22 protein-coding genes are annotated in these 20995 nt (G+C 63.5%); 13 read left to right on the plus strand and 9 right to left on the minus strand.

Annotated features, from left to right (window positions below):
• Positions 1 to 55 precede the first annotated feature (55 nt).
• Genes V1293_RS11010 through V1293_RS11035 form a run of 6 tightly spaced genes read left to right on the plus strand, consistent with a single transcriptional unit; the run spans position 56 to position 6806 of the window.
• Complete coding sequence (locus V1293_RS11010; protein WP_334509314.1) at positions 56 to 1027, plus strand: ABC transporter permease; 972 nt, start codon at positions 56 to 58, stop codon at positions 1025 to 1027.
• Positions 1024 to 1863, plus strand: coding sequence for an ABC transporter permease (locus tag V1293_RS11015; RefSeq protein ID WP_334509317.1), 840 nt, complete (start codon positions 1024 to 1026; stop codon positions 1861 to 1863). The genes V1293_RS11010 and V1293_RS11015 overlap by 4 nt, the downstream gene beginning before the upstream one ends.
• Positions 1864 to 1865: 2 nt before the next feature.
• Positions 1866 to 3473, plus strand: coding sequence for an ABC transporter ATP-binding protein (locus V1293_RS11020; RefSeq protein WP_334509320.1), 1608 nt, complete (start codon positions 1866 to 1868; stop codon positions 3471 to 3473).
• Positions 3470 to 4420, plus strand: a complete 951-nt coding sequence (locus V1293_RS11025) for a 2-hydroxyacid dehydrogenase (protein ID WP_334509322.1) — start codon at positions 3470 to 3472, stop codon at positions 4418 to 4420. The genes V1293_RS11020 and V1293_RS11025 overlap by 4 nt, the downstream gene beginning before the upstream one ends.
• 9 nt (positions 4421 to 4429) lie before the next feature.
• Positions 4430 to 5506, plus strand: coding sequence for a phosphotransferase (locus tag V1293_RS11030; RefSeq protein WP_334509324.1), 1077 nt, complete (start codon positions 4430 to 4432; stop codon positions 5504 to 5506).
• A 4-nt stretch (positions 5507 to 5510) separates the two neighbouring features.
• On the plus strand, positions 5511 to 6806 hold the full coding sequence (locus tag V1293_RS11035; protein WP_334509326.1) for an aspartate aminotransferase family protein: 1296 nt from the start codon (positions 5511 to 5513) through the stop codon (positions 6804 to 6806).
• 297 nt (positions 6807 to 7103) lie between these two features.
• On the opposite strand, the gene V1293_RS11040 is transcribed toward V1293_RS11035, so the two are convergent.
• From V1293_RS11040 to V1293_RS11050, 3 genes are read right to left on the minus strand one after another with little or no spacing between them, the layout of a single operon-like run.
• Positions 7104 to 7940, minus strand: coding sequence for an SDR family NAD(P)-dependent oxidoreductase (locus tag V1293_RS11040; RefSeq protein ID WP_334509328.1), 837 nt, complete (start codon positions 7938 to 7940; stop codon positions 7104 to 7106).
• 2 nt (positions 7941 to 7942) lie between these two features.
• Positions 7943 to 8827 (minus strand): alpha/beta fold hydrolase, encoded by an 885-nt coding sequence (locus V1293_RS11045; protein ID WP_334509330.1) that lies wholly within the window; start codon positions 8825 to 8827, stop codon positions 7943 to 7945.
• A 27-nt stretch (positions 8828 to 8854) separates the two neighbouring features.
• Positions 8855 to 9904: a hydroxyacid dehydrogenase gene (locus tag V1293_RS11050; RefSeq protein ID WP_334509333.1), complete on the minus strand. Its 1050-nt coding sequence runs from the start codon at positions 9902 to 9904 to the stop codon at positions 8855 to 8857.
• 354 nt (positions 9905 to 10258) lie between these two features.
• Here V1293_RS11050 and V1293_RS11055 point away from each other — a divergent pair, with 354 nt between their 5' ends.
• From V1293_RS11055 to V1293_RS11065, 3 genes are all read left to right on the plus strand, one after another.
• A complete protein-coding gene (locus tag V1293_RS11055; protein ID WP_334509336.1) occupies positions 10259 to 10813 on the plus strand; it encodes a decarboxylase in 555 nt (184 codons plus the stop codon).
• An 8-nt stretch (positions 10814 to 10821) separates the two neighbouring features.
• On the plus strand, positions 10822 to 11427 hold the full coding sequence (locus V1293_RS11060; protein WP_334509337.1) for a thiamine pyrophosphate-dependent enzyme: 606 nt from the start codon (positions 10822 to 10824) through the stop codon (positions 11425 to 11427).
• A gap of 75 nt (positions 11428 to 11502) precedes the next feature.
• On the plus strand, positions 11503 to 11856 hold the full coding sequence (locus V1293_RS11065; protein ID WP_334509338.1) for a VanZ family protein: 354 nt from the start codon (positions 11503 to 11505) through the stop codon (positions 11854 to 11856).
• A gap of 67 nt (positions 11857 to 11923) precedes the next feature.
• Here V1293_RS11065 and V1293_RS11070 read toward each other — a convergent pair whose 3' ends face one another.
• The 4 genes from V1293_RS11070 to gcl form a co-directional block, all read right to left on the minus strand.
• Positions 11924 to 12307, minus strand: a complete 384-nt coding sequence (locus tag V1293_RS11070; protein WP_334509340.1) for a DUF1236 domain-containing protein — start codon at positions 12305 to 12307, stop codon at positions 11924 to 11926.
• A 250-nt stretch (positions 12308 to 12557) separates the two neighbouring features.
• Positions 12558 to 13445, minus strand: a complete 888-nt coding sequence (locus V1293_RS11075; RefSeq protein ID WP_334509342.1) for a 2-hydroxy-3-oxopropionate reductase — start codon at positions 13443 to 13445, stop codon at positions 12558 to 12560.
• Between the two features lie 34 nt (positions 13446 to 13479).
• Positions 13480 to 14265 (minus strand): hydroxypyruvate isomerase, encoded by a 786-nt coding sequence (gene hyi, locus V1293_RS11080; RefSeq protein WP_334509344.1) that lies wholly within the window; start codon positions 14263 to 14265, stop codon positions 13480 to 13482.
• A gap of 17 nt (positions 14266 to 14282) precedes the next feature.
• Positions 14283 to 16082, minus strand: a complete 1800-nt coding sequence (gcl, locus tag V1293_RS11085; protein WP_334509345.1) for a glyoxylate carboligase — start codon at positions 16080 to 16082, stop codon at positions 14283 to 14285.
• A 254-nt stretch (positions 16083 to 16336) separates the two neighbouring features.
• On the opposite strand from gcl, the gene V1293_RS11090 reads away from it, so the two are divergent.
• From V1293_RS11090 to tenA, 3 genes are read left to right on the plus strand one after another with little or no spacing between them, the layout of a single operon-like run.
• Entirely contained in the window at positions 16337 to 16702 is a 366-nt protein-coding gene (locus tag V1293_RS11090; RefSeq protein ID WP_334509347.1) for a hypothetical protein, read from the plus strand.
• The gene (locus V1293_RS11095; protein WP_334509349.1) at positions 16617 to 17300 is read left to right on the plus strand and encodes an aldolase/citrate lyase family protein; all 684 of its coding nucleotides are present in this window, start codon (positions 16617 to 16619) and stop codon (positions 17298 to 17300) included. Before V1293_RS11090 ends, V1293_RS11095 begins: the two co-directional genes overlap by 86 nt.
• A gap of 39 nt (positions 17301 to 17339) precedes the next feature.
• On the plus strand, positions 17340 to 18008 hold the full coding sequence (gene tenA, locus V1293_RS11100; RefSeq protein WP_334509351.1) for a thiaminase II: 669 nt from the start codon (positions 17340 to 17342) through the stop codon (positions 18006 to 18008).
• Positions 18009 to 18078: 70 nt separating this feature from the next.
• Here the strand turns inward: tenA and V1293_RS11105 are convergent, their stop codons facing one another.
• Entirely contained in the window at positions 18079 to 19140 is a 1062-nt protein-coding gene (locus tag V1293_RS11105; RefSeq protein ID WP_334509352.1) for a ketopantoate reductase family protein, read from the minus strand.
• A gap of 353 nt (positions 19141 to 19493) precedes the next feature.
• Between V1293_RS11105 and V1293_RS11110 the strand changes: the two genes are divergently transcribed.
• Positions 19494 to 19847, plus strand: coding sequence for a DUF2200 domain-containing protein (locus V1293_RS11110; protein WP_334509354.1), 354 nt, complete (start codon positions 19494 to 19496; stop codon positions 19845 to 19847).
• 270 nt (positions 19848 to 20117) lie between these two features.
• Here V1293_RS11110 and V1293_RS11115 read toward each other — a convergent pair whose 3' ends face one another.
• Positions 20118 to 20885 carry an NYN domain-containing protein gene (locus tag V1293_RS11115; protein ID WP_334509356.1) on the minus strand — a complete coding sequence of 256 codons (768 nt, stop codon included), beginning with the start codon at positions 20883 to 20885 and terminating at the stop codon, positions 20118 to 20120.
• Between the last annotated feature and the right edge of the window lie 110 nt (positions 20886 to 20995).

Genomic DNA, 20995 nt, shown 5'->3' on the forward strand with positions numbered 1-20995 from the left:
GTCGGATCTCAGGTCTGACGCCCGGATATCGCGCCTCCAACGCAATCGGCCGAACATGATTTCCTTCATCGCCCAGCGGATCGCGAAGGCCATCGTCGTCCTTCTCGCGCTCGTCGTCCTCAACTTCTTCCTGATCCGGATGGCGCCGGGCGACCCGGCGCTGGTGATGGCGGGTGAAGCGGGCGCAGGCGATCAGGTTTTCCTGGCGCAACTGCGCGAGAAATTCGGTCTCGACCAGCCGCTGCCGGTGCAACTGTTCCTGTACGTCAAAGGCATTCTCAGCCTCGATCTCGGATTCTCGTTTCGCCAGCAGATGCCGGTCGCCACGCTGATCCTGCAGCGCCTGCCGGCGACGCTGTTGCTGACGGGGACTGCGTTTGCGATCTCGCTGGCCTTCGGCATCCTGTTCGGCGCGCTGGCAGCACGCTTTGCCGGCACCTGGGCCGATACCGCAATCACGGTGCTCGCGCTGGTCTTCTACGCCACGCCGCTGTTCTGGGTCGCGCTGATGGCGATCCTGCTGTTTTCGGTCACGATGGATTGGCTGCCGAGCTTCGGCTACGAGACGGTCGGCGCCAACTATACCGGGCTCGCGCACGTGCTCGATGTCGCCGCCCACCTGATCCTGCCGGCGACGACCATCGGCCTGTTCTTCATGGCGACCTACGCCCGCATGACGCGGGCCTCGATGCTCGAAGTTAACCGGCTCGACTTCGTCAAGACCGCGCGCGCCAAGGGCCTGTCCGACACCGTCATTCAGCGCCGTCACGTGCTGCGCAACGCACTGTTGCCGGTGGTGACGCTCGCTGGCCTGCAGGCCGGCACGCTGGTCGGCGGCGCGGTGCTCACCGAGACCGTGTTCGCGTGGCCGGGCATCGGCCGCCTGATGTACGAAGCCCTGCTGCAGCGCGACTACAATCTGCTGCTCGGCGTGTTCGTCGTGTGCTCGGCCATGGTGCTGGCCTTCAACCTGATCACGGACCTTGTCTACCGCTCCGTCGATCCCCGCATCGAGTTCGCCGCGTGAGACAGGTCTGGCGAATGCTGTTGCGCAATCCCGGCGGCATGATCGGCGTCGCGATCCTGACCATCGCGATTGCGGTTGCGCTGTTTGGTCCGCTGCTGTTTCCGACTTCGCCCTGGCGCATGGTGCAGCGGCCGTTCCTGCCGCCGTTCACAATGGCTAACCTGCCGCTCGGCACCGATGCGCTGGGCCGCGACGTGATGGCGGGCATCATCTATGGCGCGCGGGTTTCCCTGCTGGTCGGCCTGATCTCGACGCTGGCCTCGCTGGCGGTCGGCATCCCGCTCGGCGCGGCGGCTGGATATTTCGGCGGTAGGATCGACGATGCCCTGATGCGCTTCACCGAGTTCTTCCAGACCGTCCCGAGTTTTGCACTGGCGATCGTGCTCGTCGCGATCATGCAGCCCTCCATCGTATCGATCGTATCAGCCATCGCCATCGTGAGCTGGCCGCCGGTGGCACGGCTGGTGCGCGGCGAGGTGCTGTCGCTGCGTACGCGCGAATATGTCCAGGCGGCGGTCGTAACCGGCCAGACCAACTGGTGGATCATCTGGCGCGAGATCCTGCCCAATGCGCTGTCGCCGGTCATCGTGCTGGCCTCGCTGATGGTGGCGACCGCGATCCTGCTGGAATCCTCACTCTCCTTCCTTGGCCTCGGCGATCCCAATCTGATGTCATGGGGCTACATGGTCGGCGCCGGCCGCACCGTCATCCGTCAGGCCTGGTGGATCACGGTATTCCCCGGCATCGCCATTCTGCTCTCGGTGCTGGCGCTGAACCTGATCGGTGAAGGCCTCAACGACGCGCTCAACCCTCGCCTCGCCAAAGGGGGGCGCTGAGCATGACCGTCGTCATCAAGAACCTGAAACTGGCGCTGCCGCCCGGTGGCGACCGCCCTTATGCCGTGGATGGCGTTTCGTTCGAGCTATCAGCCGGAAAAATCCTCTGCGTGGTCGGCGAATCCGGCTCCGGCAAGTCGATGTGCGCCCATGCGCTGATGGGCCTTCTGCCGGATACCGTGACGGCTGAATCCGGCGAGGTCCTGTTCGAGGGTAAGAACCTGCTGTCGCTCAGCCCGACGGAATGGTTCGCGCTGCGGGGCCGACGCATCGCCATGGTGTTCCAGGAGCCGATGACGGCACTCAATCCGTTGATGCGGATCGGCGACCAGATCGCCGAGATGTTCGAGGCGCATGATCTCTTGACGCCGAAGGAGCGACGGCAAAAGGCCCTCGCCTTGATCGGCGAAGTCGGCCTGCCCGACCCCGAGCGGATCGTTCGTGCCTATCCCCATCAACTATCCGGCGGCCAGCGCCAGCGCGCGATGATCGCCATGGCGCTGGCGCTCGAACCGGCCGTGCTGGTGGCGGACGAACCGACCACCGCACTCGATGTCACGACGCAGGCGCAAATCCTCAAGCTGATCCGCGACCTGCAGCGGCGACGCAACATGGCCGTCATGTTCATCACCCATGATTTCGGCGTCGTCGCCGAGATTGCCGATCGCGTGGTCGTGCTTCAGCACGGCAAGGTGGTCGAACAGGGCACCGCCGATGACGTGCTGTCGCGCGCCCAGCATCCCTATACCCGCGCATTGCTTGCCGCCGTCCCCACCCTGCAGCCTCCGCAGCGGACGCCCCTGCTCGACCGCAGCAAGGCGGTGGAAGTGATCGGCCTCGGCAAGACCTATGTCAGCGGCGGCGGATGGTTCCGCGCCGAACGGCGCGTGCAGGCGGCCAAGGAAGTCAGCTTCGACATTTTTCGCGGCGAGACGCTGGGACTTGTGGGTGAATCCGGTTCGGGAAAATCCTCGGTGGCGCGGCTCGTGATGCGCCTGATCGAACCCGACGCCGGCACCGTCCGTATCGGCGACGTCGATCTCACCCGGATCAGGGGAAAGACGCTGCGCGAACAGCGCCGCCGCATTCAGATGGTGTTCCAGGATCCGTTCGCCTCGCTCAATCCGCGCCGCAAGGTCGGCAACATCATTACTGATGGACCGATCGCGCATGGCGTCGATCCGGCGGCGGCGCGAAAGCGTGCCGGCGAGCTGCTCAGCCTTGTCGGCCTCAACGCCAGCGCGATGGAGCGATTTCCGCATGAATTCTCCGGCGGGCAACGGCAGCGCATCGGAATTGCCCGCGCACTGGCGCTCGATCCGGAAATCCTGGTCGCCGACGAAGCGGTGTCCGCGCTCGACGTGTCGGTGCAGGCACAGGTGCTGGACCTGCTGGAGGATCTGAAGGCCCGGCTCGGCCTGTCGATGCTGTTCATCACCCACGATCTGCGCGTGGCCGCGCAGATCTGCGACCGCATCGCCGTGATGCAGCATGGCGCGATCGTCGAGCTCAAATCCGCGTCCCTGCTTTTCGCCGCCCCTGAGCACGCCTACACGCGCGAGCTGCTTTCCGCCGTACCCGGCCAGACGTCATCGTCCAAGGCGGCATGAGCGGGTCCACCATGCGCTGCGTCCTGGTCAGCAAAAGCCTCGATCTTCGCGGCTATCTCGGCCCGCAATTCATGCGCGCCGCCGACCGTATCGAAATCATCAGTCATCCCCACGAAGGTCCGGTAACGGACATCCGGCTGGCGGTGGCCTGGCATCCGCCGGATGACTCATTCGAACGCTATCCCAATCTGCAGGCGGTCTGCTCGATCGGCGCCGGCGTCGACAACATTTTGGCGTGCCCCAGCCTGCGCCCCGATGTCGACGTGATCCGTGTCGTCGACCCGGCGCAGGCGCAGATGATGTCGGGCTTCGTGGCCTGGCACGTGATCGGCCATCAGCGGCGCTTTGCGACCTATCAGGCGCAACAGCGTAAGGAGCGATGGCGGCGTCTCGGCCTGCGCCGGGCGCAGGACGTGCCGGTCGGCATTTTGGGCTTTGGCGAGATTGGCCGCAGGGTCGCCACCGACCTCGCCTTGCTCGGTTTCCCGGTCATGGCGTGGAGCCGGACCGCGAAGCCGACACCGCAAGGCGTGCGCGGCTTCAGTGGCGCCGCAGGCCTCGATGCCATGCTCGGTCAGACCGAGGTTCTCGTGAACCTGCTGCCGCTGACGCCGGAGACAAAGGGCATCCTCAACCGCAATACGTTTGCCCGAATGTATCGTGGCGGCTACCTGATCCAGGTCGGCCGCGGCGAGCATCTGGTCGAAGCCGATCTGCTCGCTGCACTGGAGAACGGCCAGCTTGCCGGCGCTTCGCTCGATGTATTCTCGCCAGAGCCACTGGCCCCGCGGCATCCGTTCTGGCGACATCCCAACATCGTCGTCACGCCTCACGATGCCTGCGAAGTCAGCGTGGAAGCGATCGGGGCGACGTTTCGCGCAACCGCAGAAGCGATACGCGCCGGCCGGCGCCCACCGCACTCCATCGACCGCGAACGCGGCTACTGAGCGACAGCAATGGATATTCTAGTGCCGGACTCGTCGCTTGCGACTGTTGCCGCTCACCCGATCGACACGCTGCGCGCCGCATCCGCCATTCCGGAAGCGCTGGCCCAACGACTGGCGGCCGAGCACTACGGCCTGATAGCCGCCGTGCACCGGCTCGACAGCGAGCGCGATCAAAACTTTCGGCTGCGCTCGCTGAGTGGCCGCGAATACGTCCTGAAGATTGCCAACCCCGCCGAAGACCGCGCGGTGACCAATCTGCAGACGGAGGCTCTGCTCCATCTCACTGCCGCCGACCCCGGCCTGCCGGTCCCGCGCATCTTTCCGGCGCGGAATGGCATGACGGAGCTTGATGTCACGTTCGACGACGGCTCGACGCGCGTGGTGCGCCTGTTGTCGTATCTCGCGGGAACCCCGATGCATGCGGTCGCAGGGTCGACGGCGCTGCGGCGCGATCTCGGCCGCTGCGCCGCAAGGCTCGCGCGGGGTCTTTCCGCTTTCAGCCATTGCGGCGCCAATCACAAACTACTTTGGGACCTTCAGCACGCCGCCGAACTGCGGCCGCTGATCGATGCCGTCCCGGGCGAGCGTCGCGGCCCGGTGGAGGACGTTCTCGGCGGTTTCGAAAGCTACGCCCTGCCAATGCTTCCGCAGTTGCCGAACCAGCCCGTTCATAACGACCTCAACCCGCATAACGTCGTCGTCGACCCCGAAACCCATGCCGTCGTTGCCGGGATCATCGATTTCGGCGACCTCACCTGCACGGCGCGGGTCAACGACCTTGCGATCACGGCCGCGTATCAGGTTGCCGACAACGACGATCCGCTTGCGCCGGCCTGCGAGATGATCGCGGCCTACCATGCCGTGCTGCCGCTGGAGGCGGCCGAATTCAGCGTGCTGTTCGACCTGATCGCCACGCGCATGGCCATGACGGTCGTGATCAGCAGTTGGCGCGCCGCCCGTTATCCTGCTAACCGGAACTACATTCTGCGCAACAATGCCGCGGCCTGGGCTCGGCTGCGGCGCATGGCCACGCTGTCGCGCGACCAGGCCAAACTTCAAATTCAACGCGCCTGCCACGTGGGATAGGGATATGTCCGCTACGGACGAAGCTATTTCGACACAAGACATGATCGCGCGGAGAAGCCGGCTGCTCGGGCCTGCATACCGGCTGTTCTACGACCAGCCGGTGCAGTTCGTGCGCGGCGAAGGCGTCTGGCTCCATGACGCCGCCGGACATCGCTATCTGGACGCCTACAACAATGTCGCCTCCGTCGGGCACTGCCACCCGCACGTCGTGCAGGCGATTGCGCGGCAGGCAGCCGTACTCAACACGCATACGCGCTACTTGCACGAGACCGTGCTCGACTTCGCGGAAAAACTGCTCGCGACGTTTCCGCCCCAGATCGGTCACGTCATGTTCACCTGCACCGGCAGCGAGGCCAACGATCTCGCTTTGCGCGTCGCGCGGACCTGCACCGGCGGCACCGGCTTCATCGTCACCGCAGACGCCTATCACGGCGTCACCAGCGCGCTGACCGAACTGTCTCCCTCGCTCGGGCTACCGCTTCCGGAAGGAAGTCACGCGCGACTGATACCGGCGCCCGGTTCGGAAGCGAACGCCGGCGAAGTGTTTGCGCATCATGTCGGCGACGCGCTGGAAGACATGAGGAAATGCGGCATCCGGCCGGCTGCGCTTCTGGTCGATACGATCTTTTCAAGCGACGGCGTGTTCGCCGATCCGCCTGGTTTTCTGCGACCGGCCGTCGAGGCTGTACGTGCCGCCGGTGCGCTGTTCATTGCGGATGAAGTGCAACCCGGCTTCGGCCGCTGCGGCGGAGGGATGTGGGGCTTCGCCCGCCACGGCCTCGTCCCCGATCTCGTCACCATGGGCAAGCCGATGGGTAACGGCCATCCGGTCGCCGGAATGGCAGCCCGTCCAGAACTGCTCGCGGAGTTTGGCCGGCGATCGCGCTACTTCAACACCTTCGGCGGCAACCCGGTTTCGGCCGCCGCCGGGATTGCAGTTCTCGACGTGATCGAGTCGGAAGGATTGATGGAGAACGCGCAACACACAGGCGCTTATCTGATCAAGCTGCTGAGGGAGCTGCGCGCGCGGCACACGCTGATCACCGAAGTGCGCGGTACTGGCCTATTCGTCGGCGTCGAGCTGCGGCACGACGGCAAAACGGGAACGCCTGCCACAGCGGAGACCGCGCGGATCGTGAACCTGCTGCGTGAAGGGCGCGTGCTGATCAGTTCGGCCGGCCCGCACGGCAACGTGCTCAAAATCCGGCCGCCCCTGGTGTTCCGGAGCGAACATGCCGACCTGCTCGTCGAGCGCCTCGATCAGGCGCTGACGGAATTGAACTTGGTGTCGGCGGAGTAACGCGCGTCTTAAGCGCCGGCAGACGGCAGGCTGGCAGCGGCGATGGCCACGATCTGGGACAGCCGGCGTCCGATCCGGGAGGACGCGCTGCTCAGCAATGAACGAACCTGTCGCATCTCTTCGTCTTCCATATGCGCCGGGGGGCAAGGCGCACAGGGAAAATGATCTTACTCAGCTAAGTAGTCGATATCCCTCGGAAAATAGCAATGCACGCTTCGTCCGGAGGCCGATCGGCAGTGGTTTTATTGCCCCGATCGCCCCAGCGGCGAATGAGATTTTCTCCGCGGATTCCGACCCTCATAGCCCGGTGATGCCGCTGTCGACCGCCAGCGCCTGTGCGTTGACGTAAACGCTCTCGTCGGAAATGAAAAACAGCGCCGCGTACGCGATTTCCCACCCCGTCGCCATCCGCCCGAACGGCACGCCCGACGCGCTTCGCGACGGCCGGCCGGCGCTGGTGTGCCGGCCGAGCGGGGTATCGACCAGGCCCGGGTAGATGATGTTGGCGCGAATGCCGCGCCTGGCGCCTTCCTTCGCGACATTGCGCATAAGACCGCCGAGCGCCGCTTTCGACGCGTCATAGGCGATCAGCCGCGAGCCGGAACGAAGTGCCGCAATCGACGAGATGAACACGATCGAGGATCCGTCGGCGATGTGCTTGAGCGCCTTGCGACAGCAGAGCATCGGACCGGTCAGGTTGACCGCAAACGTATCGTTCCACTCCTTCAGATCCACCCCGTCGAGGCCGAGCGCCCCCACGCCAATGCCGACATTGAGCACCATGCCATCAATGCCGCCGAGCCCCTCCATCGCCTCGTCGATCATCCGGTTGACGTCATCTTCACGCGAGATGTCAGCTTCTATCGAAAATGCCGCACCACCCTCAGCAATAATCCGTTGGACGGTGTCGTCAGCGCTGGCCCGGTTGACATCGGCAACCGCGACATGCGCCCCTTCCCGCGCAAACAGCAACGACATGGCCCGGCCGTTTCCAACCGGATCGGTGGCGGCGTCGAACGTCCGCTGCCCGCCGCCGACGACCAGAATCTTGCGGCCCTTGAGCCGCCCGCGACCGGGTGCCTCGCCCGCAGATTCCGGGCTGAGCTGACGGACGTAGCGCATCTTGTCTGACATCTTCATCTCACCGTGCTTTGAGCAGGCTGCGGGGCATCGAGAAACTGCCGCAGCGACGCGAGAACCACATCAAGCCGGTCATGATGGAGCCAATGCCCGGCGCCCGCAATCTTCTGCAGCTCAGCTTGCTTGAAATGCGCCAGCAGGCCGGCAGCTTCGGGATCGGGAAGAAAGCTTTCGTCGCCCCACATCAACAACGTCGGACAGGTAATGCGCGACCACAAGGCGGCATATTCGTCCGATGACAGCCGATACGGCGCTCTCGCCCGCTGATAATGATCGAACTTCCAGCGATAGAGGCCGTCGGCATCCTGCCGAACGCCGTGGCGGGCCAGATGGAGCGCCAGCGCCGGCGTCAGGCGCTTGTTGCGCGCCGACAATCGCTTCGCCGCCTCCTCGATCGTCCGGAACGTACTCTCCTGATGCTGCGAGATACGGTCGAGCTGGTCGATCCAGCGCGACATCTGGTCGGCGATCGGCGCTGGTTGCGAGCCCGACAGGAAAGCGCCATCGAGCACGACGAGCCGCGATACCCTCTCTGGGTAGGTACCGGCATAGGCCAACGCGACCATGCCGCCCATCGAGTGGCCGACAATCGCGACATCCTGCAGCGCCGCGAAACGCATCAGCCGGGTGAGGTCATAGACATTGTCGGTCAGGCTATAGCTGCTTCCTCTCGCCCATTCGGAATCGCCGTGCCCGCGCAGATCCGGGGCCATGACATGGAAATGCGGCTGCAGTGCCTGCGCGATCGCATCCCAGTTGCGGCAATGGTCGAGCCCGCCATGGACCAGGATCAATGGCGGCGCGGTTTCGTTGCCCCAGTCGACATAGTGCAGCCGCAGCCCTTGGGACTCATAAAAGCGGTCTGCCGGTTCGGCCATCATGGAAACGTCTCTCGCGGAGGTGACGGCCTATTTCGGCGCAAATCCGAACGCGCACTCGAAGCGCTTGACGTAATCGGGCCACACCTCGGGATTGACGATGCGCGGCGGCCGTTTTCCGTCGAGCGCATCGAGAATCTGTTCAGCGGCGATCTTGCCCATGTTCATGCGCGCTTCCTTGGTGACGCCCGCCGTGTGCGGGCTGGCCAGCACATTGTCGAACTGCAGCAGCGGATGCTCCGGCGGCGGCGGCTCCTTGTCCCAGACGTCGAGGCCGGCTCCGGCAATCCGCTTGTCGCGCAACGCGGCGTACAGCGCCTCCTCGTCGTGAATGAAGCCGCGCGCCGTAGTGATGAAGAATGCGTGGGGCTGCATCAGCGCGAACTCGCGGGCGCCGATCATGCGGCGATTATCCTTGGTCAGGGGGCATGAGATCGAGACAAAGTCCGAGCGACGCATCAGATCGTGAAGCTCGACCTTCTCGCCGCCGCGCGCGGCGATTTCTTGCGCGGTCAGATAGGGATCGTAGGCAATCACCTTCATATGCAGCAGGCCGTTGCAGAGCTCGGCGATGCGGCGGCCGACATTGCCGATCCCGACGATGCCGATCGTCTTGCCCTGAACCTCGTTGCCGATCAGTGAATTCCGGTTGACGTTGGCCTCGCGGCGCAGCGCGCGGTCGGATTCCAGAATGCGCTTGGACAGCGTCAGCATCATCCCCAAGGCATGCTCGGCGACCGAATTGGCGTTGCCGCCGGATTGATTGACGACGAGCACGCCCGCCGCCGTGCAGGCATCGACATCCACGGGATCGAAGCCCGCGCCGTTCGAGGACACGATCAGGAGGTTGGGCGCCCGCCGCAGCAAATCTCGATCGACATGGAAATGTTTTGCGATCTCGTCGCGCGCCGCTCCGACCTGATAGGCATGCGCCGCTGACAGGATCGGCGCGGCGACCGCATTCGGACTGTCGTTTTCCAGCCGGTCGAGCCGCACGTCAGCGCGCGCTTTCAGAATATCGATATAGATCTCGTGGGCGAGGTACTTGACGTAGAACACGCGCTTGTTGTTGACGGTCATGTTTGCTGGCAACTTTCAGTTCGGCAGAGCGTAGGGCTTGACTGGCTTGGCGGGATGGCCGCTCGGGACCACGATCAGGTGACAAATCTCAGCGCAAGTGCGGGCAGTGCGGCCAGCGCCGCGGCGTTGGCAGCAGTCCGGACACATTCAGCCATAGCCCCTCCCGACATCTTTTCTTATCTATCTCACATCGTCGCATCCTGACTGTAGCGGCACGAGGCGCAGAGCAGGATACGATCAGGACATGTTGACAATCCCGCCGATGGCGTCAAGTTCGCCGCTCCGGGGATGAACGCGAACGAAAGATCGTCGCGGGTGGCGAACGAAAGATCGTCGCGGATAAAGGAGACCAAAATGGCGGTTGCGGAGGAAAAAACCTCGCCCGAAACCTCTGAGAAGAGCTGGCACGGCATCGTGCTGCAGACGCTCAAGCGCAACGACGTCCGCCTGGTACCTTACGTGCCCGACCGCGTTCTGACGACGCTGATCAAGAACCTGCACGCCGACCCCTTCTTCACGACTTTCCCCACGGCTCGCGAGGAGGAAGCGGTCGGCATCGTCTCCGGGGCCTGGATGGGTGGCATGCGCGGCGCGGTGCTGATGCAGACTTCCGGGTTTGCCACGCTCGCGAACGTGCTGGCATCGCTGGCGATCCCCTACCAGATCCCGCTGATCATGTTCGTATCCGAGCGCGGCACGCTCGGCGAATTCAACTATGGCCAGTCGCTGGTCTGCCGCACCATGCGCCCGGTGCTGGATTCGCTCGCGATGGAGCACCACACCGCGACACGGCTCGACGAGTTCGAGTTCATCGTCGACCGCTCCATCAAGCAGGCCATCACCACGCAGGCGCCGGTGGCGCTGATCCTCTCGCCGCTTTTGACCGGCGGCAAGGTCTTCGACAAGTGAGCGATCTCATGAACAGCACCCCTGCCCGCAATACCAAGGTCATGAACCGCTTCGATCTCACCTCGCGGCTGATCGCGAAGCTGAAGCACAAGGAGGCCGTGATCGGCGGCATCGGCAACACCAATTTCGACCTGTGGGCCGCCGGCCACCGGCCGCAGAATTTCTACATGCTCGGCAGCATGGGGCTTGCCTTCCCGATCGCGCTCGGCGTGGCGCTGGCGCAACCCGACCGGCGCGTGTTCGCGCTGGAGGGCGACGGCTCGCTGTTGATGCAATTGGGTTCGCTCTCGACCATCGCAACGCTTAAGCCGAAAAACCTCACCATGGTGGTGATGGACAACGGCATCTACCAGATCACCGGCGCGCAACCGACGCCAGGTGCCGCCGTCGCCGATATCGTCGCCATCGCGGTCGCGAGCGGGCTCACCCACTCCAGCTGGGCGGCGGACGAGGACGATTTCGAGCGCCTGATCGAGCAGTCCATGTCGGCCACAGGCCCGACGCTGATCGGGGTGCGCATCGATGACAAGCCGGGCACAGGCACCACCCGCCGCGATCCCGTGCAAATCCGGGAGCGCTTCATGCACGGTATGGGCGTACGGGAACCGCTCTGAAGCCAATTAACCACAGGCGTGGCGACTTCACGTGCATGGGGGGTATCCGGCACGTAAATTGTGCTATGCGACCTCATGACGATCATCCTTCGACTACTCGCCTGGGGCCTCGCCGCCGCCATCGCCTTTGCGACGATCGGGCCGGCGGCACTGCGGCCGCATTTGAATCTCGGACAGAACGGAGAGCATGCGCTTGCCTTTTTGGTGCTGGGGCTCGCTTTCGGACTGGCCCACACACGCAACCGCTTGCACACGGCGGCCTTCGTTATCGCCTTCACCGGGCTGATCGAAGTGCTGCAGTTCCTGGCGCCCGGCCGGCACGCACGCCTGGAAGATTTTGTGGTCGACGCGCTGGCGGCTTCGCTCGGCCTTATGGCTGCTGCGGCTCTCGACTGGACGATCAGGCGAACCCAGCGATCGCTGCCCTAGCCTCCGTCACAAAAAATCCTCGCGCGGCAATGACCCGCGAGGATTTATCTTGGAAACGCGGCCTTCGTTAGTCGAGGATCCTGACGACCCTGCGCGTGCGCGGCTCCACGATCACACGGCGATCATTGACGACCGCATAGCGGTATTCGGTATGCCGCGGCACCGTGCGCAGTTCGACGGTCGGCGGCAGCGGCTCGCCAACCACGATTTCCTCACGAACCACAACAGAGCGGTCACGCGGGATCGACGTGATCACGGCGTTCGGAATTTCCACGGCTGCGCCGACCGCGGCGCCCACGGTGCCGCCGATGATGGCGCCGACCGGACCTGCGGCTTCACCGCCTCGCGCGGCACCCTCCGCCGCACCTTGGGCGGTGGTCGACTGAGCAAAAGCCGCGCCCGGGACCAGCAGCGAGGCAGCAATCAATGAAACAGCCAAACGATTATTCATCACATCCTCCAGCGAATTGACGATGAATCTCAACCATTGGCGGCGTGAGATGGTTCCGGTTCCAATGCGGCAGCAAAAAAGAGCCGCGCCGAAATTTCGACGCGGTTCCAGTCACAGGGGAGTTTCAGAGCGTTTTCCAGCGAAGCATGCCCTCGGACTTGATCCGTGGGCGGAGACCGGTTCGCGTGAAGAAAACGCGTCAATCAGAATCCAGGGCCCGTTCCGATTTAATCGGAACGGACCCTAGCGATCAGCCTTTCGCGACCTGGTGGCTCGCCATCATCTCCAGCGCGCGCACCATGCCCGAATGGTCCCACGCCTTGCCGCCATGGGCGGTGCAGGAATTGAACAATTGCTGGGCCACCGCCGTGCTCGGCAAGGAAATGCCGAGCGCCCGCGCGCCCTCCAGCGCCAGATTGAGATCCTTCTGGTGCAACTCAATTCTGAAGCCCGGTTCGAAGTTGCGCTCCACCATGCGCTCGCCATGCACTTCGAGAATGCGCGACGATGCAAAGCCGCCCATCAGCGCCTGCCGCACCAGCGCCGGATCCGCACCGGCTTTCGACGCGAACAGCAGTGCCTCGCCGACCGCCTCGATCGTCAGCGCCACGATGATCTGATTGGCGACCTTGGTGGTCTGCCCGTCGCCGTTAGCGCCCACCAACGTGACGTTCTTGCCCATCTTGTCGAATACGGGCTTCATGGCGTTGAACGCGCGCTCCGGCCCGCCGACCATGATGGTGAGGCTCGCCGCCTTGGCGCCGACCTCGCCGCCGGAGACGGGCGCATCGAGATAATCGGCGCCGAGCGCTTCCACCTTCTTCGCAAATTCCTTGGTGGCAAGCGGCGAGATCGAACTCATGTCGACGACGATCTGCCCTTTCGAGAGCCCGGCCGCGACGCCATCCGGCGCAAACAAGACCGCTTCCACATGCGGTGTATCCGGCACCATGATGATGACGACGTCGGCCTGCTCGGCGATTTCCTTGCCCGACTTGCAGACCACACCGCCCGCCGCAACCAGCTCAGGTGCAATAGGCACGACATCGTGCAGGAACAGGCGATGGCCGGCGGCCTGAAGATGGCCTGCCATCGGGCGGCCCATAGTGCCGAGGCCGATAAAGCCGATATCGATCATTTCAAACTCCCCTTATGTCTTTTTTGCTTCTTGTTCAGGTATCGGCCGTCAGCGCGGCGTGCCAACCGAGGCCCTCGACCGTCGTCGTCCTCGGCTTGTATTCGCACCCGACCCAGCCGCGATAACCAATAGCGTCGAGATGGCGGAACAGGAAGGGATAGTTGATCTCGCCCGTCCCCGGCTCGTTGCGGCCGGGATTATCGGCAAGCTGCACATGCGCGATGCGCGGCAGATGCTTTTGCAAGGTGCGCGCGATGTCACCTTCCATCACCTGCATGTGGTAGATGTCGTACTGCACGAACAGATTGCTCGAGCGCACGTCGGCAATGATCTGGAGCGCCTGTGCAGTCTTGTTCAGGAAGAAGCCCGGAATATCGATCGTGTTGATCGGTTCGATCAGAAGCTTGATCCCTTCCCTGCCGAGCGCATCCGCCGCGAAGCGCAGGTTTCCCACCAGCACCTCGTTGAGATCGATCGCGTTCGCACCGTCGGGCGCAATGCCGACCAGGCAGTTGAGCTGACGGCAATCGAGCGCCTTGGCGTAGTCTATGGCGCGCGCGACGCCGTCGCGAAACTCCTCGACCCTGTCGGGCAAGATGGCGATGCCACGCTCGCCGGCTGCCCAGTTACCTGCAGGAAGATTGTGCAGCACCTGCGTCAGCCCGTGCTGGTGCAATTGTTCGCGCAACTCGGCTTTGTCGAAATCGTAAGGAAACAGATATTCCACCCCGCTGAATCCGGCAGCCTTGGCGGCGGCGAAGCGGTCGAGGAACGGCTGCTCGCCGAACAGCATGGTGAGATTGGCGGCAAATTTTGGCACGATTGGCTCTCCTCGATTTATGCCGGCAGCAGCTTGCCGGATTGCGGCGCGCTCGGCCTCGCCGGCGTGTCGTCCAGTGGCAGGTCGAGCACTTCCTCGAACTCAATGATGTTGTCGATCTCGGTCCCCATCGAGATGTTGGTGACGCGTTCGAGAATGAACTCGACGACGACAGGCACCCGGAATTCGGCCATCCATTCGCGCGCGGTCGCGAACGCCGCCTGCGCATGGTTCGGATCGGTGACGCGGATCGCCTTGCAGCCCAGTCCCTCGGCCACCGCGACGTGGTCGACGCCATAGACCCCAAGCTCGGGCGCGTTGATGTTCTCGAAGGAAAGCTGGACATGGTAGTCCATGTCGAAGCCGCGCTGCGCCTGGCGGATCAGTCCGAGATAGGAGTTGTTCACGACGACGTGGATGTAGGGCAGCTTGAACTGGGCGCCTACCGCGAGCTCCTCGATCAGGAACTGGAAATCATAGTCGCCCGACAGCGCGACGATCTGGCGCGAAGGATCGGCCGCGCGCACGCCGAGCGCCGCCGGCAGCGTCCAGCCGAGCGGACCGGCCTGCCCGGCGTTGATCCAGTTGCGCGGGCCGTAGACACCCAAAAACTGTGCACCGGCGATCTGCGACAGGCCGATCACGCTGACATAGCAGGTATCGCGCCCGAACGCCTTGCTCATCTCCTCGTAGACACGCTGCGGCTTGATCGGCATGTCGTCGAAATGGCTCTTGCGCAGCATCGTGCGCTTGCGGTCCTGGCACGCCGCCGGCCACGCCTGCCGCTCTCTCAATTTGCCGGCCTTGCGCCATTCCTTCGCGACCGTGACGAACAGCTCCAGCGCCGCCTTGGCATCGGACACGATGCCGAAATCGGGATTGAATACGCGCCCGATTTGCGTGGGTTCGATATCGACGTGCACGAACGTCCGCCCCTTGGTGTAAGTCTCGATCGAACCGGTGTGCCGGTTGGCCCAGCGATTTCCGATGCCGAGCACGAAGTCGGATTGCAGCATGGTCGCGTTGCCGTAGCGGTGGCTGGTCTGCAGGCCGACCATGCCCGCCATCAGCACGTGATCGTCGGGGATGGCGCCCCAGCCCATCAGCGTCGGCACGACAGGAACGTTGACGGCCTCGGCGAACGCGACCAACAGCTCGGAAGCATCGGCATTGATGACACCGCCGCCTGCCACGATCAGCGGGCGCTCCGCTGCATTGAGCATTTCGAGCGCCTTTTCGATCTGCCTTCGCGTCGCCGCCGGTTTGTAGACCGGCAGCGGCTCGTAGGTCTCGTCGTCGAATTCGATTTCCGCAAGCTGCACGTCGAGCGGCAGGTCGATCAGGACCGGACCCGGGCGGCCCGAACGCATGATGTGAAAGGCTTGGCTGAACACGCGCGGCACCAGCGCCGGCTCGCGCACGGTGACCGCCCATTTCGTCACGGGTTTCGCAATGGATTCGATATCGATGGCCTGAAAGTCTTCCTTGTAGAGCCGCGCGCGCGGCGCCTGCCCGGTGATGCAGAGGATCGGGATCGAGTCCGCGATCGCCGAATAAAGCCCCGTGATCATGTCGGTGCCAGCCGGCCCCGAGGTGCCGATGCAGACACCGATATTGCCGGCCTTGGCGCGTGTGTAACCCTCGGCCATGTGGGAAGCGCCCTCGACATGGCGCGCCAGGATGTGGCCGATCGAGCCGCGCTTCTTCAGCGCGGAATACAACGGATTGATCGCCGCCCCGGGAACACCGAAGGCGATGGTCACGCCTTCCTTTTCCAGGATCCGTACGGCCGCATCGATCGCTCGCATCTTCGCCATGTCGCGCCTCGCTGTGTTTTCTCGACGTGATGATCACGGGAACGACCGACGATCTCAACGAAGCTGAATTTGTTTCCCGCGATGTGGAACGATCGGCAAAAAAGCATGCCGGATCAGTCGGTTGGATCGGCCACACGGTGAAACGATGCGATGGCCGGCCGTGTGAAGTGCGAGCCGAGTTTGTTTGAGCGCCGTCTCCGCGCCGGTCGATTGCTCCGCTAGGATGCCGATCCGAAGCATTAAGGACGGACATCATGGGTAAGCGGATCAGTCGCTGCGTCGAACTGCTGGAGCAGGATCAGGCGATCTATTATGACGGACCACACAGCGGCCATGTGCTGACCCATGCGCAGGGCCGCATCGATGCCGGGACCTGGGCCGACTACATGAATGTCGGCATGGAGCACGGCTGCTTCGACATGGCCGGTCTTGTCGACTATATGCGCGGCATGGTCGATGCCGGACCGACACGGTCGGGGCACCGCACGCCGACGGTGATCGTCGAGGCGCCGGTCAATGGAATCGACGCCGCGCATGTGCGTTACAACGCCTGGCAGTTTCCGCCAAATCCTCGGCCGCGGCGTGCACGGCATCCTGCTCTGCCAGGCGGAAACCGCTGACGCGGTGCGCGCCTTCGTGGAATCCTGCCGCTATCCGCACAACACGATCGGCGTCGATCCCGCGATCCCCTCGCCGATGGCACGGATGGCGGGAGCGATACGGGCAAAGGACGGCGGAACCGACGCCGCCGGGCGCAGGCTGTTGGGCATCGGCACGCGGGGGCGCGGATCGGAAACCACGGCGGCGCCGATCTGGGGCCTGTCGACCGAGGAATATCTGGAGCGCTGCGATCCCTGGCCGCTCAATCCGAAAGGTGAACTGCTGCTGGGGGTGAAGCTGGAAAGCCCCGAAGGCGTCGCCAATTGCGAAGCGATCCTCGCGGTGCCGGGGCTGGGATTTGCCGAGATCGGCCCGGGCGATTTGAGTCTTTCGCTGGGCTATCGCACGATTCCGCCCGAGCCCTGGCCGCCGGAAATGCAGGCGGCGCGCGACCGTATCCTGGCGGCCTGCCGCAACAACGGCATCGCCTTCCTGCAAGGCTGCACGCCTGATAACGTGACCGCCCGGATCGACGAGGGCGTCCGGGTGATCGCAGGGCATAGCGAGGCATCCGCCACCAAGGGCCGCGCGCACCAGAAGCGGAAGTTGCCGGTATAGCCCGGGAGGCGCGGATTAGAGAAAGGCCAGCGAAAGATCATGAGTTTCTTCGAGCGACTGAAGACCGCAGCATCCGCCGAGTGGCGGGCCTATACCGAGCATCCCTTCACGGAGGGGCTGGCAGACGGTTCGCTTCCAGAGGCGGCGTTTCGTCACTACCTCGTGCAGGATTACCTGTTCCTCATCGAGTTTGCCCGCGCCTACGCGCTCTCTGTCTACAAGTCGCCCAGCCTCGCCGACATGCGCGAAGCGGCGTCCGGCCTCTCGGCCATTCTCGACGTCGAGATGAACCTGCACGTAAAACTCTGCGCCGGCTGGGGCCTGTCGGCCGCAGACCTCGAACACGCCCCTCCAGCGGTCGAGATGCTGGCCTATACCCGCTACGTGCTCGACGCGGGAATGCGCGGCGATCTGCTCGCGCTCAAGGTGGCGCTCGCGCCTTGCGTGATCGGCTACGCCGAGATCGCGACGCGGCTCGCCGCGCGGCCCAATGCCCTCGCTGCAACCAACCCATACAGCGTCTGGATCGCCGAGTATGCCGGGGCCCCCTATCAGGAAGTCGCGGCGAAAGCCCGGGCGCATCTGGAAGGTCTCGCCGATCTCTATGCCACGCCGGCCCGCGAGGCAGAGCTGATCGCGATCTTCAAGGAAGCCACAAGGCTCGAAGCCGACTTCTGGGAAATGGGATGGCGCGTGGGCAAGCGCTGAGCCGTCACTGACCGGTGCCGGGCCGGAAAGCTTGCCGGAATATCGGTGCCTCGCAACGACGCGAAGCCGCTCAGTTCAACCGCAGCTCCGTGATGTGCCGCGGATCCGGGCTCAGCTCGCCGCGCTCCACCCGCTTGACGATATCGGTCAGCGCGGCATTTGCGGCGCAGGGAATGCCGATCTTCTCGCCCTCGCGCACCACAAAGCCGTTGAGGAATTCGATCTCCGTGCGCCGGCCCTTCTGCATATCCTGCCCCATCGAGGGGCGCTGCTGCGAAGAGGTGCGCTTGCCGTCCTTGAAGCGCTGCTCGTCGCAGACGCGCATCGCCGCCTCGTCACCCTCCCCGGCGCGCGCGATCATGTCGGGCGGCAGATGCAATATCTCTTCCAGTTGATAGCCCTGCGCTTGCCCGACGCGGATCGCTTCGCTGCCGAGCCGCGTGGAGAAACGGCGCAGCGGCTCGCTTTGCAGAATTTCCGCGCCCGGCAGGCCGGTGCAGGCGGAGAGCCCGTTGCCCATGACGTTGGCGACCAGTTTCGACCAGCGCTCGCCCCAGAGATTGTCCGTCACCTTGGCGCTGTCGGAATAGCCGACCAGGCGGCAGACCTCTTCCGCCCGCAGCGTGATGCGGCCGTGCACTTCGCCGGCGCGAAACACCGTGTGCGCCGCCCCGCCCTTGCCGGCGCCGCGGTGGATATGGCCGGGCTCCGGCAGGTTCACCGTGATGCTGCTGGCAATGCAGCCCAGCGTCTTGCCCCAGCCGACAATGCCGGCAATCGTTTCCTCGTTCATGCAGTTCTGCAGCGACACGACATAGCCGTCCGGCGCCAGATCTTGCCGGATCAGCATGGTGGCCCAGGCCGTGTCATAGGACTTCATGCAGACGAAGGCGATGTCGACCGGCTGCTGCTTTGAGAGCTGTTGAGCATCCGTGACGTGGAGCGCGCGCACGGGAACTGAGAATTCCGGAACATCCATCGCGTGCGTGACGCGCAGCCCGTGCTTGCGCACGTGCTCGACATGCTCGGGCCAGGGATCGATGAACGTGACATCCTCGCCCGCCTGCACCATATGGGCGCCGGCATACCCGCCGACGGCACCAGCTCCAACGATCGCGATCTTCCGGCCCATGGCTCTCCCCTGCATTTTCTTGCGACAGCGGACGCAACCGCGCCCGCTCATCCGTTGCAGGCCACCTTAGCGGATCGGGAAGTCCTGCCAACCAGCCCATCTGCATATCGGCTTTCAAGCGCCAGCGCACGTAGGCAGCACACTTCGTGACGAAAGCGGTGAACCTTCCGTGCTCTATCGCTACCTTTGGTCGCAGCCGAATTTGAGTACGTTGCCTCAATAGCGTTCGGATCGCAGATACTTTGCGCTGAGCCCGGGAGTATTGATGCACGGCATCTGTGTACCTGGGGGCGGCCCGACACCCTGCTGGTCTCAGGCCTTACATGCTTTAATAGCGGATCCCTGGAGCACTCATGGCAAAACACCGGATCTATACAACGAGCTTCGCAAGCGTTTACCCGCTTTATGTTGCGAAAGCAGAGAAAAACGGACGCACAAAAGCAGAAGTCGATCAGATCATCTCTTGGCTAACGGGCTATCCTCAGAAGGAGCTAGAAACTCAGCTGGGAAAACAGACTGACTTTGAAACGTTCTTTGCAAAGGCCCCTAAAATCAATCCTTCGCGAGCCTTGATTAAAGGCGTGGTTTGCGGTGTCCGAGTGGAGGATATCAAAGAACCAATTATGCGAGAAATTCGCTACCTAGATAAACTAATCGATGAGCTGGCGCAGGGAAAAACAATGGATAAAATTCTGCGAAAAAAGTGATCCTGAACGACCTGCCTCCGTCCAGCTTGGCGACGTTGCGAGAGTTGGACGGCGCACCGCCGGTTCTTTTTAGCGCTGAATTGGAAGCCTCAGCGCTCGGAGCTTAAGCTCGCACCGATATTCACGTGCGGCTCGACGATGCTTGGCTCGCGGCCGCCCCAACAATTTTCAACCTGTGCACCGCGCATTTCATGCGCCTGCATCGCTCGCAGCCCCAACAGCATATGATCTATATGGCTTGGCTGTCGGGCTCAGACAGCCTTCGGTTACTCACCCCGCAGGTTTTCGAGCGGTTTTCGTCTTCGGAGGTGATCCGGCAGTGGACTTGATCCGAATTCGCATGGATCCGCCCTTGGGCTGATCGATCTCGAAAGAGTTTGTTTTTCGCACGAGGTCGCTCAGCTTCCGGGAGCCGAAGGTCCTCGAATCGAAATCGGGGGCCAGGTTGGTAATCCGTTTTCCGACTTCCCCAAGATCGACCCATCCGTCTTCGCTTTCCATCTCGGCGATGATTTTCTTGATGATAGGAGTGGCTGCATCAGGCGGCTGGAGCGGATTCGACTTCGAGGCGGCATCCTGAGTGTTCGCCGTGCCGCCAAGCAGGTTCTCGGTATAGAAGAATCGTCGGCAGGCCTGCCTGAAGCTTTCCGGCGTCTTCTGCGCGCCGAACCCGAACACATCGACGCCGTGCTCCCGGATGCGGGCGGCAAGTCGCGTAAAATCGCTGTCTGACGACACCAGGCAGAATCCGTCGAACCGACCGCTGTGAAGCAGGTCCATTGCGTCGATGACCAGGGTTATGTCAGACGCATTCTTTCCGGTCGTATAAGCGAACTGCTGCTGGGGTATGATGGCGTGCTTCGACAGGATGTCGGCCCAGCCCTTGGACCTTGCATTGGAGAAGTCGCCGTAGATGCGGCGAACGCTGGCCTCCCCGATCTTGGCAATCTCCTCGAACAGGCCATCCGCAATCTTGGCCGAGGCATTGTCGGCGTCGATCAGAACCGCGAGACGGGGCGAGCGGGTTTCAGAAGGCATGACTTTCCCCAATCGTTGCATCGGAGGACACCGTCCCTCGAATCCGCGCCTTGGACAACGACGGATGGATATACCGATGTCGGGGCTCTCGCCGCCAGAGCTAATTTCCC

This window comes from Bradyrhizobium sp. AZCC 1693 (assembly GCF_036924745.1).
Taxonomy (GTDB): Bacteria; Pseudomonadota; Alphaproteobacteria; order Rhizobiales; family Xanthobacteraceae; genus Bradyrhizobium.

Coding starts and splice junctions, on each gene's coding strand:
- V1293_RS11010 (WP_334509314.1), top strand. CDS start 56: ATGATTTCCTTCATCGCCCAGCGGATCGCGAAGGCCATCGTCGTCCTT.
- V1293_RS11020 (WP_334509320.1), top strand. CDS start 1,866: ATGACCGTCGTCATCAAGAACCTGAAACTGGCGCTGCCGCCCGGTGGC.
- V1293_RS11025 (WP_334509322.1), top strand. CDS start 3,470: ATGAGCGGGTCCACCATGCGCTGCGTCCTGGTCAGCAAAAGCCTCGAT.
- V1293_RS11030 (WP_334509324.1), top strand. CDS start 4,430: ATGGATATTCTAGTGCCGGACTCGTCGCTTGCGACTGTTGCCGCTCAC.
- V1293_RS11035 (WP_334509326.1), top strand. CDS start 5,511: ATGTCCGCTACGGACGAAGCTATTTCGACACAAGACATGATCGCGCGG.
- V1293_RS11040 (WP_334509328.1), bottom strand. CDS start 7,940: ATGTCAGACAAGATGCGCTACGTCCGTCAGCTCAGCCCGGAATCTGCG.
- V1293_RS11045 (WP_334509330.1), bottom strand. CDS start 8,827: ATGATGGCCGAACCGGCAGACCGCTTTTATGAGTCCCAAGGGCTGCGG.
- V1293_RS11050 (WP_334509333.1), bottom strand. CDS start 9,904: ATGACCGTCAACAACAAGCGCGTGTTCTACGTCAAGTACCTCGCCCAC.
- V1293_RS11055 (WP_334509336.1), top strand. CDS start 10,259: ATGGCGGTTGCGGAGGAAAAAACCTCGCCCGAAACCTCTGAGAAGAGC.
- V1293_RS11060 (WP_334509337.1), top strand. CDS start 10,822: ATGAACAGCACCCCTGCCCGCAATACCAAGGTCATGAACCGCTTCGAT.
- V1293_RS11065 (WP_334509338.1), top strand. CDS start 11,503: ATGACGATCATCCTTCGACTACTCGCCTGGGGCCTCGCCGCCGCCATC.
- V1293_RS11070 (WP_334509340.1), bottom strand. CDS start 12,307: ATGAATAATCGTTTGGCTGTTTCATTGATTGCTGCCTCGCTGCTGGTC.
- V1293_RS11075 (WP_334509342.1), bottom strand. CDS start 13,445: ATGATCGATATCGGCTTTATCGGCCTCGGCACTATGGGCCGCCCGATG.
- gcl (WP_334509345.1), bottom strand. CDS start 16,082: ATGGCGAAGATGCGAGCGATCGATGCGGCCGTACGGATCCTGGAAAAG.
- V1293_RS11090 (WP_334509347.1), top strand. CDS start 16,337: ATGGGTAAGCGGATCAGTCGCTGCGTCGAACTGCTGGAGCAGGATCAG.
- V1293_RS11095 (WP_334509349.1), top strand. CDS start 16,617: ATGTGCGTTACAACGCCTGGCAGTTTCCGCCAAATCCTCGGCCGCGGC.
- tenA (WP_334509351.1), top strand. CDS start 17,340: ATGAGTTTCTTCGAGCGACTGAAGACCGCAGCATCCGCCGAGTGGCGG.
- V1293_RS11105 (WP_334509352.1), bottom strand. CDS start 19,140: ATGGGCCGGAAGATCGCGATCGTTGGAGCTGGTGCCGTCGGCGGGTAT.
- V1293_RS11110 (WP_334509354.1), top strand. CDS start 19,494: ATGGCAAAACACCGGATCTATACAACGAGCTTCGCAAGCGTTTACCCG.
- V1293_RS11115 (WP_334509356.1), bottom strand. CDS start 20,885: ATGCCTTCTGAAACCCGCTCGCCCCGTCTCGCGGTTCTGATCGACGCC.